Origin of the sequence: Streptomyces nojiriensis (assembly GCF_017639205.1) — a bacterium.
GTDB lineage: Bacteria > Actinomycetota > Actinomycetes > Streptomycetales > Streptomycetaceae > Streptomyces > Streptomyces nojiriensis.
In genome coordinates this window covers 8,281,610-8,296,898 of record NZ_CP071139.1, presented here as the reverse complement: position 1 = coordinate 8,296,898, position 15,289 = coordinate 8,281,610, and the positions used below count along the sequence as shown (strand labels likewise).

Below are 15,289 nucleotides of genomic sequence, written 5' to 3'. Positions count from 1 at the left end.
CGGTGGCGATGGCGAGGTCCCGGCCGTGCGGGACGGCCGCCGGCAGGTGCGGATCGGCCGGACGCGGCCCCGTACCGCGCCCGGCAGCGGCATCCGCCGCACCTCGGAGCCGGCACACGGCGTGGGCCGCCCGCACCCGTCCCGGGAGACGCCCCACCTCGGGGAAGGGGCGCTCCGACACACCGCGAGTGCACCCCCTTGCGGACAGATCCTGTCCGCAAGAAGGACCGCGGGCAGCGGCCGCCAGAGCGCTATGACCCGATTACGTAGATATCCTGTGAAGTGTGATCGAGTCTGGACGGCCGCGGCTACGCAGGCGCCCTGGCCCGGGGAGACTTGTGCGGCTGTCGCCGGTCATCCTGACCGTCGTCATCGCCAGCCTGGCGTACAACACTCCGCCGGAAATGGCCTTCAGCCGTCTCCTGCCCGCGGCGCCGGCCCTTGCCGCCGCCATGTGGCCGGTGCTGCCCACCGTCCTGCTCGGGACGGTCTGCCTCATTCTGATGATCGGCCTCAGCTTCGTCTTCCCCGACCTGGGGACGTGGTGGACGGCCGCGGGGATCATCGCCGTCACCGTGGCCGCCGCGTACGGAAGCCATGTCCGGCTCCAGCGGGAACGCACCCTCTTCCAGGTGCGGCTCGTCGCCGACGCGGCGCAGCAGGTGGTACTCAGCCCGCTGCCCCGCCGCTTCGGCGGCATCGAGATCGAGTCGCTGTACCTCGCCGCCGCGGCCGAGGCCCGCATCGGCGGGGACTTCTACGAGGTGGTCGACACGCCCTTCGGGGTCAGGCTGCTCATCGGCGACGTGCGGGGCAAGGGCCTGCCGGCGGTGGGGGCGGCCGCGGCGATCGTGAACGCCTTCCGGGAAGCCGCGTACGGGGAGCCCGACCTGGTCGACGTCGCCCGCCGCATGGACGCCAGCAGCACCCGTTACAACGGCGCCTTTCCACCCGAGGGGCCGTTGGAGCGCTTCGCCACCGCCCTTCTCGTCCAGATCCCGCACGGGGGCAGACGTATCGACATCCTCAACTGCGGACACCCCCCGCCGCTGCTCCTGAACGACGGGAAGGTCCTCACCCTCGAGTCCGCCAACCCGTCTCCCTTGCTCAGCCTCGCGGAGCTGATCGGCGACCACTACAGCGTCGACACCTTCGACTTCGCCCCCGACGATCTGCTGCTCCTCTATACCGACGGGATCGCCGAGGCCCGCGCCCGCGACGGCGAGTTCTTCCCGCTGGCGGCCTGGATGCGCCGGCAGCCCCCGACGCCGCCCGACGAACTGCTCACGGCTCTGCACCGCGACCTCCTCAGGCACAGCAAGGGGCGTCTCGACGACGACATCGCCGCCCTCGCCGTCCGCCTGTGCGAGCCTTGAGCGTCAGGGCTTCAGCTCGGTGCCGAACCCGCCCACGCCGGGGGCCGGAACCCCGTCCGGGTTCTCCCGGCCCACCGCACCCGGATCCGGGGCCGGAGCGGGCTTCGGGGTGTCGGGCTTGTGCTCGCAGTACACCTTGCCCTGGAAGAACTTGCAGCCCGGCATGTTCTCCACGTCCCGGGGCTTGCCGTTCTTCCCGCCCTTGGACCTGTCCTTCCCGCCGCCCGGATCGTTCTTGCCGACCGCGCTCACGTGAGCACTCTTCGTGTGCACCTCGGCGGCGTGCGGAGCGGCCCGGGCGGCGAATGCGCCGGCGGAAACCAGCGCGCCTCCCGTGACGAGCGCGGCAGGGACGGTGAACATCGCGAAACGCTTCCGGGACGTGCGGATCATGAGAACGACTCCAATGAAAGGCGGCGAGGGGGAGGTTCCAGAGGACCAGAGGTGAAATATCCCTTTTGCCCTCTCGCTAAGAGCCTGGCCGCGGATCTTCATGAGGCTGTCCGCCGACTGTCACAGGCGCGTGACGGGCACCCGAGCGCAACGCGCCGCTGCCGCCGATCAGCACCCGTGACCTGGAACAGGGGTCCTGAACCTGCTGAACCATCACGGTGACAAGGTGCGTGGCGCAGGTCCCCTCCACCCGGCGCGGCGCGATGATGCACGCGGGCTGGCCCGCTGGGCCCCCTCCTGCGTAGGAGCACGGGGCAGACACGGTCACCGCTCCCGGCCCCGACGCCGGGTAGCCACCCCCCAGGCTCGGCAAAGGACCCGTCAGTGCCCCGCAACAGTCACGCAGCCACCCCCGTCGCATCCGTCCCGGACTCCTCCAGACGGTGTGCCCTCCCCATCCTGATGGCCGCCATCACTCTCACCGGCTCCCTCGCCCTCATCCCCGGGCTCGCCACCGCCGCCCACGCCGCACCCACCTGCACCACCACCGGCAATACCGTTGCGTGCGCCTACCCCTACACCGGCAGCCCCGACACCTTCACCGTCCCGGCGGGCATCACCACCCTGGACGTCACGGCCGTAGGAGGCACCGGCGGAAACAGCTGCAGCATCCAGGGCACGGTTCCGGGCGGTCGTGGTGCCACAGCCTCGGGCTCACTGGCCGCCACTCCTGGAGAAACCCTCACTCTCCGAGTGGGTGGCACTGGAGGGACGAGATGTGACAACGTCCCGGAACCGGCTGCCGGCGGGTTCAACGGCGGCGGAGCCTCAGGGACCGCCGCCAACGGGACCCGCCGTGGTGGTGGAGGAGGCGGCGCTTCAGACATCTACCGCGGCACGGAGGCTCTCATCATTGCCGGTGGCGGTGGCGGAGGCGGAGGAAGCGGCAGCCTTGCCGCATTGGGCGGTTCCGGAGGAAGTGCGGCGCAGAATGGAGCTGCGGGTGCCAGTGGCAGCAGCAACGGGCTTGCTGCGGGCGGTGGCGGGGGCCAGGGCGGTCTCGTGACGGTGCCCGGTCAAGGCGGCGCCGCGGGAGACACGGCATGCACCGCCATCGCAGGCGGGGAACCCGGCGTGGCGGGCACGGGCGGGAGCGGAGGCAACGCAACTTCTGCCCCAGGGGATTGCCGAAGCGGAACCGGCGGCGGAGGAGGGGGAGGTCTGGCCGGCGGAGGTGGCGGCGGTGCGGGGAGCCTCGGCGCCGCCTTCGCCGGAGGTGGTGGGGGCGGGGCGGGCTCCACCTTCGTCATCCCCCAGGCCACCAGCCCGAGCGTCGCCGTGGCAACGACGGACGCGCAGATCATCATCCGCTACACCGTTCCCGCCACCACCACCGCACTCGCCTCCAGCCCCAACCCCTCCACCATCGGCCAGAACGTAACGTTCACCGCCACCGTCACGGACGGCGCGGTCACCCCCACCGGCACCGTGGCGTTCAAGGACGGCACCACCACCATCGGGACCGGCACCCTCAACGGGGCAGGCATCGCCACGTACACCACCAGCACCCTGACCGTCGGGTCGCACACCATCACCGCCGTCTACGGCGGCGACACCACGCACACCGCCTCCACCAGCACCCCACTCACCCAGACCGTCAACCCGCTCATCTGCGCAAACGCGACTGCGACGATCACCGGAACCAGCGGTAGCGACATCATCACCGGAACCAACGGCAATGATGTGATCTTCAGCCTCGGTGGGAATGACATCGTCAACGGAGCGGGCGGCAACGACCTCATCTGCGGCGGAACCGGAGACGACATGCTCACCGGCGGAACCGGCGACGACCGCATCGAGGGCGCTGACGGCAACGACGTGATCAACGGCAACGACAACGACGACACCCTCCTCGGCGGCAACGGAAACGACGCCATCAGCGGCAACAACGGAAACGACACGCTCAACGGCAACACCGGGACCAACACCAACAACGGCGGACCCGGCCAGAACACCTGCACCAACCCCACCAACGGACCCGGCTGCAACATCTAGGCAGCGTCTTGTCGATCACGTGTCGAGCCACATGAGGGTGCCGGCGGCGGAGACGGACAAGCGGACCTGTTGGAGCGATGTCTGGGGCGGCCACGAGATGATCAGGTGTGCCGTCTCATGACATTGGTTTCTCGCGGTCAGGATCGGCGGCGTAGGACGTGAGGCGGTCGGCGAGCGCGATGACGAGGTCGCGGAGTTCATCGGGGCGCTCGATGACGAACGGCCGGTCGAGTGAGGCGAGTACCGGGGGGAGCCAGTCGAGCCGCTCCGCCCGCAGCTCGACGCGCAGCCAGCGCTCGGTCGCGCGGTCCTCGCCGGCCGCGGACTCGTGCTCCTCCAGGCTCGCGACGCTGGCCGGAAGGCGGGCGCGGATCTGCTCAACCGTCCCGTGGATCCGCAAGGTCACCTCATGCTGGTACTCGGCCGTGGCGAACCCTGACAACACGCGCTGTTCCGGACCGGGACCCACTGGCGCTTCGAATGAGCCGGGCAGGGTCCGCGCGTCCGCGATGCGATCGAGCCGGAAGGTTCGGTCCTTGCCGATCCGGGCGTCCTTGCCGGTGACGTACCACCGGCCCGCATGCGCGACGATCCCGTACGCGTGCAGCGTGCGTTCGCTGCGCCGTCCGTCACGGTCGGTGTAGCGGATCGAGACCGGTCGGCAGTGGCGCACCGCATCGGCGATCGTGAGCAGGACCCCGGCGTCCGGGGTGTCGAACTCGCCGGGCTGATCCGTGAAGGCGAGAGCTTCCAGGAGTGTGTCGAGCCGACGGGCGATGTGCTTGGGCAGCACCCGCCGGATCTTCGCCGACGCCGTCTCGCTTGCCGTGCGCTCCGCCGTCGTCAACCCTGCGCGGCGGCCCGCGACCAGGCCGAGCGCCACGGCCAGCGCCTCGTCGTCGCTGAGCATGAGCGGAGGCAACCGGTACCCGGGAGCCAGCCGGTACCCGCCGTAGCGGCCGCGCACCGATTCCACGGGCACGTTGAGGTCGATCAGTTGGTCCACGTACCGGCGCACGGTGCGCCCTTCGACGCCGAGCCGGTCGGCGAGTTCGGCCACCGTCCGGGTGCCGCCCGACTGCAGCAGCTCCAGGAGTGTCAGCACGCGGCCGGTTGGTCGAGGCATGTCGGCAGCCTAACGCGAATACAGGACCGATTCTGTCCACTATTTCTCCTAGCCTGCGACGAGCAAGCCTCCAGCACAGCCAAGGAGATTCCCATGGACTTCGTCTCGATCCGCATCATCACCGGCGACGTCGCACGCCTCGTCGACTTCTACGAGCGAGCCACAGGGGCGCGGGCGACGTGGGCCACAGAGGACTTCGCCGAACTCCGGACCGCGGGCGCCACCCTCGCGATCGCCGGCACCCGCACCGTCCCGCTGTTCGCCCCGGACTCTGCCCGCCCGGCGGACAACCACAGCGTGATCACCGAGTTCCTCGTCGACGACGTGGACCGCGTTCACCAGAACCTGACCGGCTTCGTCACCGACTTCGTCACCGAGCCCACCACGATGCCCTGGGGCAACCGGTCGCTGCTGTTCCGCGACCCCGACGGCAACCTCGTCAACTTCTTCACCCCCGTCACCCCGGCGGCCATCGAAAAGTTCGCACGCTGACGCCACGCACAGCCGCTCACGCGGGAGCCCTGAGATCCCAGGGCTCCCGGTGAACGCGGCCGCCGAGTCCAGGAGCGCCACCAGCAGGGGACGATCGACGGTCCGGTGGCCGGCCTCAGGTTGGCTTGCGCCACACCGAGATGTGCTTCGCGGAGTCCTGGGTGAACGGCGAACCGTCCCAGTCCGCGACGCGGCGTTCCCTCTCGAGCCCGGCCAGCCGTGCCATCAGGTCGAGCTCTGCCGGCCAGGCATAGCGGTGCCGGGAGTTGTCGCGGCGGTAGCGGCCGCCGTCGCCGTCGCGGGTGAAGTGGTGCGAGACGAGGATCTGCTCGACGAGGTCGAAGGTGTCGAAGCCGAGATGCTGCTCGGAGACGTCGAACGGCACCGCGACCTGGCCGGGCGGCAGGAACCGCAGCGGCGGCACGCCCAGTTCGATGACGAATCGGCCGCCGGGCTCCAGATGACGTGCGGCGTTGCGGAAGCACTCGACCTGCTCGTCCTGCGTGAGCAGGTTCGTGATGGTGTTGTAGACGAGATAGACCAGGGTGAACTCGCCGGGAACGACGGTGGTGGCCATGTCACCGATGACCACCGGGAGCGTGTCCTCGTCGGTCTTGCGCCGCAGCACCGCCGCCATGTGCTCGGACAGTTCGATGCCCACGACCGGCACGCCGCGTTCCCGGAGCGGAACGCCCACCCGTCCGGTCCCGATGGCGAACTCCAGTGCCCGGCCGTCTCCCGCGAGCTCGGCGAGGAAGTCGAGAGTCGGTCCGAGGAAGGCGGCCGAGGACGTCTCGGACTCCTCGGCGTCGTAGCGGTCGGCGGTCGCACGGGTCCACAGCTCACTGCTCGTCACGGGCGGCCACTTTGCCGGGTACCGAGGCGCGCTGTCGACGCATTTACCCTCGCGTCTCCAGGTCGGTGCCGACGGCGCCGGCCGAGCGGAGTGAACGCCCGAGGTCTCCCGTGAGGATGCGGGGGTGGGGCGCCACCACCACAGATCGGGGCCGGGCGCCCACGCGTTCACGCTTTCAGCGACCGTGAATGCCGTGCGTCAGCCGCGCTGGTGCAACAGCTCTCCCACCTCGGTTTCCGTGGCCACGGAGTGGTCGGATCGCGCCCGGGGGCGGTCACGCGGTGGGCTGACCCTGCGTTGTCGGTGGGGGCCGTTACCTTCCCACGCATGACGACACATTCCAAGCCGCTGGTGGCGCTGTCGGCCGACCCGACGGGCGGAACGCTGGGCCTCAGCCTGCCGGCGGGCTCGCTGGTGAGCGAGACCGGCGACGGTCCTTGGCGCGAGCCGTTGCTCTGGATGGCCGACGGGGCCGCGATGCCCGGTGCCTGGGCTCGCTGCCAGCCGGTCGGGGATGCGGTGGGACTGAGGCCCGTCCTCCTCCAGGACGAGTCAGGCATCGGGGAGTGGTGGGGCGGCGGGCTGGATCCCGGCATGGTGTCGGACCCGGGCGATCACCATGCCGAGGACGTTCTCCGGGACCTTTGGGAGTCGGCGGTATCGGACGCCGAGGAGGATCAGGATGAAGAGGACGCTGCCGAGGCCATCGCCCCGTTCACCCGTCGCTGGCCCGGACTTGCGTCGGCGGGAGGGGCGCCGGCGGATCCGGACGCGACTGCGGGGGACGTCGCCGACGGATTGATCGGGCCCTGGCTCGAAAGCCCTCGGCTCGCGCTGGTCCCGGTGGGCCGGTCCGCGGACCTCCCTGCGGCGATCGGCTGGTCGGGGCCGGTCCACTACGAAAGCGACGTGGCGCGACTGTGTGCCGTTCTTCGTTCCTGGGAGGATCGCTTCGGAGCCCGGGTGGTCGCTCTGTCGCACGCGCGGCTGGACGTGTCCGTGGCGGTTCCACCGCAGTCACCGGATGAAGCCCTCGCGGTCGCCGCGGAACACTTCGCGTTCTGCCCGGACAACGTCTTGCAGGGGTACGAGAGCATCCTGCTCTACGCGGAGCAGGCTCTGCTGGGGAATGCCCACTGGACGTTCTGGTGGGACTGAGGCCGTGGGCGGAAGGTCCTCGCGGACGCCGTTCGCACAGGTCAGGCCCGTCAGGGCCATTGCACGGGCTCGACGGCGGTCTCCTTGACCACCTTCAGGAAGGCTTCGATCGGGGCCGGGAGCGGTGGTGCGCCGTAGGCGACGGCGTCGACGACGCGGTGGTCGCCCGGTAGGCGGTCGATCCGCACGCCGGGGTGGAGATGGGCGCGCAGGGCGAGGCCCGGCAGCGTGCTGACGCCGAGGCCGGCGGCCACGAGGGCCTGGGCCGCGACGTAGTCGTCGGTCTCGAAGGCGATGGCAGGAGTGAAGCCGCGCTTTCCGCACGCCGACAGGAGGTGTGTGCGGCACCGCTCGCAGCCGGCGATCCACCGCTGTCCGCGGTAGGTCTCGAGGTCGGTGCGCGGACCGGGCCACGAGGCGCCGGCCCGGCTGACGATGTAGACCGGCTCGTGCAGGATCGACGTCACGGTGTGGCCCTCGCGACCACCGGGTGGGCTGTCACCGTGGTGGAAGGTGAAGGCGACGTCGGCCTCGCCGCGCCGCAGGGCCGCCAGGGCCTCGGGAGGCTCCGCTTCGGTCAGAGCCAGTTCGATGTCCGGGTGTTCGGCGCCGAAGGCGGCGGCCACCGCGGGTACGAGCGTGGCGAGCGCGGACGGGAACGCCGCGAGGCGCACCCGTCCGGCGCTGAGCCCGGCGTGGGCGGCGAGTTCGGTCCGGGCCGAATCGATCCGGCCGAGGATCTCCTCCGCGCGATCGGCGAGCAGTCGGCCGGCCTCGGTCAGCCGGATGCCGCGGCCTGCCCGCTGAACGAGCGGCACACCGGCTTCGGCTTCGAGTCTGGCGAGGTGGTGGCTGACCGACGGCTGCGCGTAGTGCAGCGCCGCGGCGGCAGCCGTCACCGAACCCTCACGTGCGATGGCGGCGAACACCCGGAGTCGGTTCTCGTCGAACATTCATCGATGGTATCGATGAATTCATCGGAAACTGACATTTGTCCTATGGATTGGCTCCTGCGCAGCATGAGGGCATGCCCACACCGACGATCTCCGACGTCCTTCGCGCGCGTCGTCTGCAGAGCGCGCACCTGTCCCCGACCCCGCTGCTCTCCCATCCCGCCCTCGACGCCTCCGTCGGCGCCGGGGTCCGTGTGCTGGTCAAGCACGAGAACCTGCAGCCGACCGGCGCCCTCAAGGTCCGAGGGGGCGTCACCCTGCTGGCCGCGATGGACCCGGCCGAGCGTGCACGGGGTGTCCTGTCGTACTCCACCGGCAACCACGCGCAGTCCCTCGCCTATGCCGCGGCCCTCTTCCACGTCCCCTGCACCATCGTCATGCCGCAGAACCCGAATCCGCTGAAGGCCGCGGCCGTGCGGCGCCTCGGCGCCGAACTGGTCGAATACGGGGCGGACTTCGAGGAGGCCCGCCGCCACGCCGAGCAGCTCGCACCCCGGCGCGGGATGCGCTTGGTCAGCGCGGCGAACGAACCGGACCTGATCGCTGGCGTGGCCACCGCGTACCTGGAGGTCTTCGAGCAGGAACCGGAGCTCGACGCGATCGTCGTGCCGGTCGGTGGTGGCAGCGGCGCGGCCGCCGCGTGCCTGGTGGCGGCGGCGATCAGTCCGCGCTGCCGCGTCATCGCGGTGCAGTCCCGCCACTCGCCCGCCGCGCACGACTCCTGGCGCTCGGGCCGCTGCGTGGAGCGTCCGAACACCACGACGGCGGAGGGTCTGGCCACCGGGTCGGGCTTCGAGCTGACCCAGCGTCTGATCCGCGAGCACCTCGCGGACTTCCGGCTGGTCGGCGACGACGACATCCGGTGGGCCCAGTGGCTGCTCATGCGTGATGCCCGAACGGTGGCCGAGGCGGCGGCCGCCGCATCGCTGGCCGGGCTCCTCGCCGCACGCGACGGCCTTGCCGGGCAGCGGGTGGCGATCATGTGCACGGGCGGAAACGCCGGCGAAGCCGAACTGCGGGCCTGCCTCTCCGCCGCACCCTCAGGCGGCTGAACCCGTTCGGGCGGGCGGGGCCGTGATCGATACTGATCTTCATGCACGTCAACGTCACGGCCACCACCCTGGAACGCGTCGCCGGTCACCGGATCCGCTTCGACGCCCGGTTCGAGCAGTACTTCGACAGCCTCGGCGGGCGTTTCGACGTCCCGGCGCCCAGCCGGTACGTCCCCCGCTGCCTGGAGCTCCTGCGGGAGTTCTCGATGCGCGGCGGCAAGCGGCTGCGGGTCGTCCTGCTGTACGAGGCGGCCCGGCTGGTCACCACCGACGAGATACCGGGGCTCGCCGAGGCCGCGCTGAGCATCGAACTGCTCCAGACGCACGGCCTCGTCCACGACGACATCATCGACGACGCGCCCCTGCGCCGCGGCGGCCCGTCGACGTACTACGCCTACCGCCGGGAGTTCCCCGGCCAGGACGCCACCGCCCTCGGGCTCGCGATGCTCGCCGGGGACCTCGCCGCGTTCCTGTCCACCCAGGTACTGCTGGAGGCCGAGGTTCCCGCCGAGCTCCGCCAGGCCCTGCTCGGCGTGCACACGCGCACCGCGGCGGAGACCGTGGCCGGGCAGATCGCCGACCTGGAGCGGGACTCCCACACCCTGCCCGACGAGGAGTTCCTGCACACCGTCACCGACTTCAAGAGCGCGCGGTACTCGATCCTCGCGCCGCTGACGATGGGCCTGCTGGCCGCGGGCGGGGATCCGGCGCCGCACCGCGCCCGACTGCACCGGTACTCGCGGCTGGTGGGCATTTCCGAGCAGATGCGCGACGACTTCATCGACCTGTTCGGCCCGTCCGGCGACGACCCGGCGGCCGAGGTGAAGTCCACCGGGGCCGACATCCGCTCGGGCCGCCGCACCTACGCCGTCCGCGCGGTCCTGGCCGCCGCGACCGGGGCCGACGCGGCCCTCGTCGAAGCCGCGCTCGGTGATCCCGGCTGCCCGGACGAAACCCTGGGCCGGATCAGGGAGATCGCCCGCGCCGCCGGCGTGGACCGGCGGCTCAAGGCGGAGATCCGGCGGCACGCGGAGGCCGCCGCCGCCGAGGCCGCGTCCTGGGAACCGTACTGGCGTGCGGAGGCCGTGGAGTTCTTCCGGGGCCTGCCGATGTGGAACGTGGACCGGATGCCGTGAGGGACGGCGACGGGCGGGAGCCGACGCGTACCGTCACGCGGCGTCGGCTCCCGCGTCGAAGCCCTTGGCGAGCAGCCGGACGGCCAGCGTCACCTCCCAGGCGAACACGGGAAGCGCCGCGAGCGACCCCGCCGCCGAGACCTGCTCGTAGACACCGAACAGCACGGCGGTCGCCGAGGCGCAGATCATCGTCCCGCCGACCAGGCCCAGAACGGCGATCCACCGCGGTATGAGCCGCGAGGTGTACATCAGACCGGCCAGCACCAGGGTGTTGGCCCCGAGGACGAAGTTCGGCCCGAACAGGAACGTCCAGTCGTGGAAGGCCACCAGGGCCTGCCCGGCCGTGACCAGGGACGATCCGTCGGCGCTCGCCGCACCCTCCGCCTGCCTCCTCAGCGTCACCACCGACAGCACGTTGATGATGCCGACGACGATGACGGCGGCCTCCAGCAGGCGCCCGCAGACGTAGCCGATGGCCGCCCCTTCGTTGCGCTTCCGCAGGACCGGGTACAGCGCGGCCCCCGTGCCCGTGACGGCCAGCGCGAGCACGAACTCGCACAGCGCCCCCAGGAACACCTGGGTGTCGGCGCCCGATCCGAGGACGTAGCCGGTGTCGTGCAGAACGGGACGGTAGAGCGCGAGCCCGCCGATCGCGGCGACCTCGGTGACGAGGAACAGCACACCCGCGACGATCGCGGTCCTCCTGGTCGATCCCATACGGAACAGCCCCTCCCTCATTGGTGTACGGCGTACACCTGACGCTTGGCGCTCACCCTAGGTGTACGCCGTACACTCGTCAAGGCGGGACGGACGCCGCCCGCACCACCCCGGGACCGGATCGAGGGAGAAGCCCCCATGCCCCAGCAGCCGCAGGAACCACGCCGGACCCCCCTGAGCCGGGACCGGGTGCTGCGCGCCGCCGTAGCCTTCGCCGACGACGCCGGGATCGAGGCGCTGAGCATGCGCAAATTGGCCCAGGAGCTGGGCGTCGTGCCGATGGCGCTGTACAAGCACGTCGCCAACAAGGAGGAGCTCCTGGACGGCATGGTGGAAGTCGTCGTCGCGGGCATCGCGGGCCAAGTGCCCGGTTCCGACTGGAAGAGCGCGGTCCGCGGGCGGATCCTCGGGGCGCGCGGCGCCCTCCTCGCGCACACCTGGGCGGCTCAGGTCATCCGGTCGCGCACCAGCCCGACGCCGGCGGTGCTCGCCTACCTCGACTCGGTGATCGGAACCTTCCGGGCCGGCGGCTTCTCGACCGACCTCACCCACCACGCGATGCACGCCCTCGGCAGCCGGGTGCTGGGCTTCACCGAGGAGCTGTTCGACGACCCGGCGGACACCGCACCGCAGGACGAGCGGGCGCAGGCCGCCGCGTACGAGGTGATGGCCCGGCGGTATCCCCACGTCACCGAACTGGCGCGGGCGGTGGCGCACGACCGGCGGTCGGTCGTCGGGCAGGGGTGCGACGACCAGTTCGAGTTCGAGTTCGCGCTGGACCTCCTCCTGGACGGGTTCGAGCGGCTCCACGGGCAGGGCTGGAAGTCCACGCCCTGAGCCGATCGACACCCCTGCCGAGCCCCGACCCCTCGCCGAGCCGCGCCCCCGCCCCGGCGGCCAGGCGGTCCGGGGTCGGGGGTCGGCGGTCGGGGGCCGAGGGGCCGGGTCAGTTCCTCACGGCCCCCTGCCGGGCGTTCGACATGGCCGACATCCAGGCGAACGCCGCCTCGCACTGCTCCGGCGTCAGCCCCTCCTCCAGTTCGGCCTCGCGCCGCTGGACGGCCGGGAGCGCCTCCTCGTAGCGCGCGTGTCCGAGCTCCGTGAGGCTCAACTGGTGGGTCCTGCGGTCGGTGGCGTGCGGGGCCCGGAGGATCAGGCCGTCGCGTTCCAGCGCCGCGAGCATCTCGTTGGCGGCCTGGCGGGAGCTCCCGACCAGGCGGGCCAGCTGGGCCACCGAGATGCCCGGGGACTGCCCCACGATCATCAAGGTCGCGAACTGCGGCACGGTGAGCCCGAATTCCTCCAGCTCGACCCCGATCGCCGCCCGCATGCTGAGCCAGGCGTGGCGCACCACGAAGCTCAGCACACGACGGTGACTCTGCTCGCCCATCGGACGACCTCCGCATTCATGATTGACAGGTACTTTACGAGTTTGCCACGATGGGAGAACCGTCAGGTACCTGACGATTCTTGGGCGGCGCGCCACCGCCTCGTGCTCCGCGATGCGCGCCCCCGGAACCCAACGCTCCCTGATCCGAAGGCAGTCACGCATGTCCTCACCCCTGTCCCCACCCATGTCACCGGTGGTGTCCACCCCACCACCGGCCCGTCAGCGGCTCATCCTCGGCGTCCTCGTCTTCGCCCAGCTCCTCATCTGGCTCGACGGCACCATCCTGACCACCGCCTTCGAGACGCTCTCCGACCCCGTCCGGGGGTTAGGCGCCACCCCGGGCGAGCTCCAATGGGCCACCGGCGCCTACACGCTGGCCTTCGCCGGCCTGATGTTCACCGGAGGCGCGCTCGGTGACCGGTTCGGCCACCGCAACGTCCTGCTGACGGGCATGGCCCTCTTCGGCGTCGCCTCCGCCCTCGCCGCCTACGCCACCACGCCCGGCCAGCTCATCGCCGCCCGCGCCGTGATGGGCGCCGGCGCCGCGCTCCTCGTCCCGGCCACCATGGCGGTGGTCAGCTGGACGTTCGAGCCCGCGCAGCGCCCGGCCGCCTTCGGCACGCTGTCGTCCTTCGCCGGCGTCGGCCTCGCCGCGGGGCCGATCCTCGCCGGGGTGTTGCTCGCGCGGTTCTGGTGGGGGTCGGTGTTCCTCGTCAACGTGCCCGTCGTCGTCCTCGGCCTCGGCTTCATCGCCCGGTACGTGCCCAACTCCCGCAGCCCGCAGGTCCGCCGCCTCGACCCGGCCGGGCTGCTGCTGTCGACCGGCGGCCTGGGCGTCCTCGCGTACGGCCTGATCCGCGCCGGCCAGGACGCCTCCTTCGCCGAGCCGCGCGTCTGGGGATCCACCCTCGTCGGCATCGCGCTGATCGCCGCGTTCGTCGTCGTCGAGCTGCGGATCGCCCATCCCAGCTTCGACCCCCGGCTGCTGGCGCAGCGCCGCTTCGCCGCCGGGAACCTCACCCTGATGACCGTCTTCCTGGCCATGACGGCAGCGTCCTTCTACCTCGCCTTCTACCTGCAGGGCGTCCGCGGCTACTCGGCGCTGGACGCCTCGCTCCTCGCACTCCCGGGAGCCCTCGGCGTGGTCGTCGGCGCCCCGGTCGCCGTCCGGCTGGCCCGGCGGACCTCCGTCCGGCTCGTCTGCTCGATCGCGCTGACGGTCGCGGCCGTGGCGATGGGCTCCTTCGCCCTGTTCGGGGCGACCACCCCGATCGCCTGGTACGCGGTGGCCGTGCTGGTCCAGGGCACCGCGATCGGCATGGTGATCGCTCCCGTCACGGGTGCGGTACTGGGTTCCCTGCCCCTGGAGCGGTCCGGCGCGGGCAGCGCGGTCAACAGCACCCTGCGCCAGACCGGCAGCGTGCTGGGCATCGCGGCCGGCGGCACGATCACCTCGATCGTCTACCGGCGTTCGATCGACGGCTCGCTGGCCGGCCTCCCGGATCCGGTACGGGAACCGGCGCGGGTCTCGGCCGAACTCGCCCGGCACGTGGCGGCGGCCACGCACGACACCCGGCTCGCCGCGGCCGCCGACAGCGCCTTCCTGCACGCCATGCACGTCGGGGCGCTCTGGACGGCCGGGTTCACGCTGATCGGCGCGGTCGTCCTGGCCGTCGGCCTCCGGCCGGAGCATCCCACGGGGCGCGAGCGGGAGCCGGTCCCGGAGGAGAAGCGTGCGGCGCGCGCGACGAGCGCCACGCCCTCGTGACGCGCAGCCGCGCGGCGCACCGGTCCCGGCGCGGCATTCGGGTGGCGGACCGCCGTGTCGGGCCGTCCGCCCCGGAGCGGTTCGCCATCCTGGGCCAGGCACGGCATCACGATCGCCGCTGCCCTCCCCCACGGCGACAAGGAGTACGGCATGCCGACGGACGCGGTCGGGCGTTTCCTCGCGGCTCTGGGGCCGCAGCAGCAGGAGGCCGTCGCCGGCAGACCGCCGCAGGAGCAGGAGCGGCTCGCGGCGGCCTGGGAGCGGGAGCTGGCCTCGGACGACGAACTCGACACGCTCGACGAACTGTCACCACCCGCGGCGGAGGCCGAGGCGGCCCGCCGCGTCATGGACCGCGAAGGGTGACCTGACCCTCGCGGGCCGGTCCGGTCCGGCGCACTCCCGCCGCCACACGGGAACGCCGGACCGGACGCCTCAGTGGCCGGAGGTGTCGAGCGGCCGCAGGAAACGGCGCTCGTACCGCTTGATGCAGCGGGTCTCGCGGGCCAGGTCGAAGGCGGCCTGGCACTCCGGATCGGACATGCTGTCCTTGCGGTACTGCTCGTACGCGGCGAAGCCGGGGAAGGAGAAGAGGGCGTAGGCGATGTCGCTGTCGCCCTCGCTGGGCAGGAAGTAGCCGTGGTGGGTGCCCCCGAACCGGTTGACCAGCCGGACCCAGCGCCGCCCGTACTCCTCGAATTCCGCGAGCTTGTCGGCGTCGATCTCGTACTTCAGATGAATGGTGATCACCGCCCCATCATGCCGGGACCCCACGACTTCCCCCGGTGCCGAGGCAATCGCCGCCTTCGGGGAGGGGAAC

16 protein-coding genes are annotated in these 15,289 nt (G+C 71.5%); 9 read left to right on the top strand and 7 right to left on the bottom strand.

The features are described from left to right. Positions 1 to 338: 338 nt before the first annotated feature. Positions 339 to 1,376 carry a PP2C family protein-serine/threonine phosphatase gene (locus JYK04_RS37480; RefSeq protein WP_229876729.1) on the top strand — a complete coding sequence of 346 codons (1,038 nt, stop codon included), beginning with the start codon at positions 339 to 341 and terminating at the stop codon, positions 1,374 to 1,376. Positions 1,377 to 1,379: 3 nt separating this feature from the next. On the opposite strand, the gene JYK04_RS37475 is transcribed toward JYK04_RS37480, so the two are convergent. Further along, the gene (locus JYK04_RS37475; RefSeq protein WP_189745138.1) at positions 1,380 to 1,769 is read right to left on the bottom strand and encodes a hypothetical protein; all 390 of its coding nucleotides are present in this window, start codon (positions 1,767 to 1,769) and stop codon (positions 1,380 to 1,382) included. Positions 1,770 to 3,107: 1,338 nt separating this feature from the next. Here JYK04_RS37475 and JYK04_RS37470 point away from each other — a divergent pair. Beyond that, a complete protein-coding gene (locus tag JYK04_RS37470; protein ID WP_189745140.1) occupies positions 3,108 to 3,824 on the top strand; it encodes a calcium-binding protein in 717 nt (238 codons plus the stop codon). A gap of 115 nt (positions 3,825 to 3,939) precedes the next feature. Here JYK04_RS37470 and JYK04_RS37465 read toward each other — a convergent pair whose 3' ends face one another. Further along, positions 3,940 to 4,950 (bottom strand): helix-turn-helix transcriptional regulator, encoded by a 1,011-nt coding sequence (locus JYK04_RS37465; RefSeq protein WP_189745142.1) that lies wholly within the window; start codon positions 4,948 to 4,950, stop codon positions 3,940 to 3,942. Between the two features lie 93 nt (positions 4,951 to 5,043). Between JYK04_RS37465 and JYK04_RS37460 the strand changes: the two genes are divergently transcribed. Then, positions 5,044 to 5,442: a VOC family protein gene (locus JYK04_RS37460; protein WP_189745148.1), complete on the top strand. Its 399-nt coding sequence runs from the start codon at positions 5,044 to 5,046 to the stop codon at positions 5,440 to 5,442. A gap of 115 nt (positions 5,443 to 5,557) precedes the next feature. Here the strand turns inward: JYK04_RS37460 and JYK04_RS37455 are convergent, their stop codons facing one another. After that, positions 5,558 to 6,298 (bottom strand): class I SAM-dependent DNA methyltransferase, encoded by a 741-nt coding sequence (locus JYK04_RS37455; RefSeq protein WP_189745150.1) that lies wholly within the window; start codon positions 6,296 to 6,298, stop codon positions 5,558 to 5,560. Between the two features lie 327 nt (positions 6,299 to 6,625). Between JYK04_RS37455 and JYK04_RS37450 the strand changes: the two genes are divergently transcribed. Next, the gene (locus JYK04_RS37450; RefSeq protein ID WP_189745152.1) at positions 6,626 to 7,456 is read left to right on the top strand and encodes a DUF4253 domain-containing protein; all 831 of its coding nucleotides are present in this window, start codon (positions 6,626 to 6,628) and stop codon (positions 7,454 to 7,456) included. 50 nt (positions 7,457 to 7,506) lie between these two features. On the opposite strand, the gene JYK04_RS37445 is transcribed toward JYK04_RS37450, so the two are convergent. Then, complete coding sequence (locus JYK04_RS37445; protein ID WP_189745154.1) at positions 7,507 to 8,409, bottom strand: LysR family transcriptional regulator; 903 nt, start codon at positions 8,407 to 8,409, stop codon at positions 7,507 to 7,509. 74 nt (positions 8,410 to 8,483) lie between these two features. Between JYK04_RS37445 and JYK04_RS37440 the strand changes: the two genes are divergently transcribed. Both JYK04_RS37440 and JYK04_RS37435 read left to right on the top strand, forming a co-directional pair. Continuing rightward, complete coding sequence (locus JYK04_RS37440; RefSeq protein WP_189745156.1) at positions 8,484 to 9,461, top strand: threonine ammonia-lyase; 978 nt, start codon at positions 8,484 to 8,486, stop codon at positions 9,459 to 9,461. Positions 9,462 to 9,502: 41 nt separating this feature from the next. After that, complete coding sequence (locus JYK04_RS37435) at positions 9,503 to 10,597, top strand: polyprenyl synthetase family protein (protein WP_189745159.1); 1,095 nt, start codon at positions 9,503 to 9,505, stop codon at positions 10,595 to 10,597. A gap of 33 nt (positions 10,598 to 10,630) precedes the next feature. Here JYK04_RS37435 and JYK04_RS37430 read toward each other — a convergent pair whose 3' ends face one another. Then, positions 10,631 to 11,314 (bottom strand): DUF4386 domain-containing protein, encoded by a 684-nt coding sequence (locus tag JYK04_RS37430; RefSeq protein WP_189745161.1) that lies wholly within the window; start codon positions 11,312 to 11,314, stop codon positions 10,631 to 10,633. Between the two features lie 138 nt (positions 11,315 to 11,452). On the opposite strand from JYK04_RS37430, the gene JYK04_RS37425 reads away from it, so the two are divergent. Then, a complete protein-coding gene (locus JYK04_RS37425) occupies positions 11,453 to 12,151 on the top strand; it encodes a TetR/AcrR family transcriptional regulator C-terminal domain-containing protein (RefSeq protein WP_189745163.1) in 699 nt (232 codons plus the stop codon). A gap of 109 nt (positions 12,152 to 12,260) precedes the next feature. On the opposite strand, the gene JYK04_RS37420 is transcribed toward JYK04_RS37425, so the two are convergent. Continuing rightward, positions 12,261 to 12,704 (bottom strand): MarR family winged helix-turn-helix transcriptional regulator, encoded by a 444-nt coding sequence (locus JYK04_RS37420; protein WP_189745165.1) that lies wholly within the window; start codon positions 12,702 to 12,704, stop codon positions 12,261 to 12,263. A gap of 160 nt (positions 12,705 to 12,864) precedes the next feature. Here JYK04_RS37420 and JYK04_RS37415 point away from each other — a divergent pair, with 160 nt between their 5' ends. Further along, positions 12,865 to 14,472 (top strand): MFS transporter, encoded by a 1,608-nt coding sequence (locus tag JYK04_RS37415; protein WP_229876730.1) that lies wholly within the window; start codon positions 12,865 to 12,867, stop codon positions 14,470 to 14,472. 150 nt (positions 14,473 to 14,622) lie between these two features. Then, positions 14,623 to 14,835 (top strand): hypothetical protein, encoded by a 213-nt coding sequence (locus JYK04_RS37410; RefSeq protein ID WP_189745166.1) that lies wholly within the window; start codon positions 14,623 to 14,625, stop codon positions 14,833 to 14,835. 69 nt (positions 14,836 to 14,904) lie between these two features. Here JYK04_RS37410 and JYK04_RS37405 read toward each other — a convergent pair whose 3' ends face one another. Then, the gene (locus tag JYK04_RS37405; RefSeq protein ID WP_189745168.1) at positions 14,905 to 15,219 is read right to left on the bottom strand and encodes an NIPSNAP family protein; all 315 of its coding nucleotides are present in this window, start codon (positions 15,217 to 15,219) and stop codon (positions 14,905 to 14,907) included. Positions 15,220 to 15,289 lie beyond the last annotated feature (70 nt).

Coding starts and splice junctions, on each gene's coding strand:
- JYK04_RS37465 (WP_189745142.1), bottom strand. CDS start 4,950: ATGCCTCGACCAACCGGCCGCGTGCTGACACTCCTGGAGCTGCTGCAG.
- JYK04_RS37460 (WP_189745148.1), top strand. CDS start 5,044: ATGGACTTCGTCTCGATCCGCATCATCACCGGCGACGTCGCACGCCTC.
- JYK04_RS37410 (WP_189745166.1), top strand. CDS start 14,623: ATGCCGACGGACGCGGTCGGGCGTTTCCTCGCGGCTCTGGGGCCGCAG.
- JYK04_RS37415 (WP_229876730.1), top strand. CDS start 12,865: ATGTCCTCACCCCTGTCCCCACCCATGTCACCGGTGGTGTCCACCCCA.
- JYK04_RS37420 (WP_189745165.1), bottom strand. CDS start 12,704: ATGGGCGAGCAGAGTCACCGTCGTGTGCTGAGCTTCGTGGTGCGCCAC.
- JYK04_RS37475 (WP_189745138.1), bottom strand. CDS start 1,769: ATGATCCGCACGTCCCGGAAGCGTTTCGCGATGTTCACCGTCCCTGCC.
- JYK04_RS37430 (WP_189745161.1), bottom strand. CDS start 11,314: ATGGGATCGACCAGGAGGACCGCGATCGTCGCGGGTGTGCTGTTCCTC.
- JYK04_RS37425 (WP_189745163.1), top strand. CDS start 11,453: ATGCCCCAGCAGCCGCAGGAACCACGCCGGACCCCCCTGAGCCGGGAC.
- JYK04_RS37440 (WP_189745156.1), top strand. CDS start 8,484: ATGCCCACACCGACGATCTCCGACGTCCTTCGCGCGCGTCGTCTGCAG.
- JYK04_RS37435 (WP_189745159.1), top strand. CDS start 9,503: ATGCACGTCAACGTCACGGCCACCACCCTGGAACGCGTCGCCGGTCAC.
- JYK04_RS37450 (WP_189745152.1), top strand. CDS start 6,626: ATGACGACACATTCCAAGCCGCTGGTGGCGCTGTCGGCCGACCCGACG.
- JYK04_RS37445 (WP_189745154.1), bottom strand. CDS start 8,409: ATGTTCGACGAGAACCGACTCCGGGTGTTCGCCGCCATCGCACGTGAG.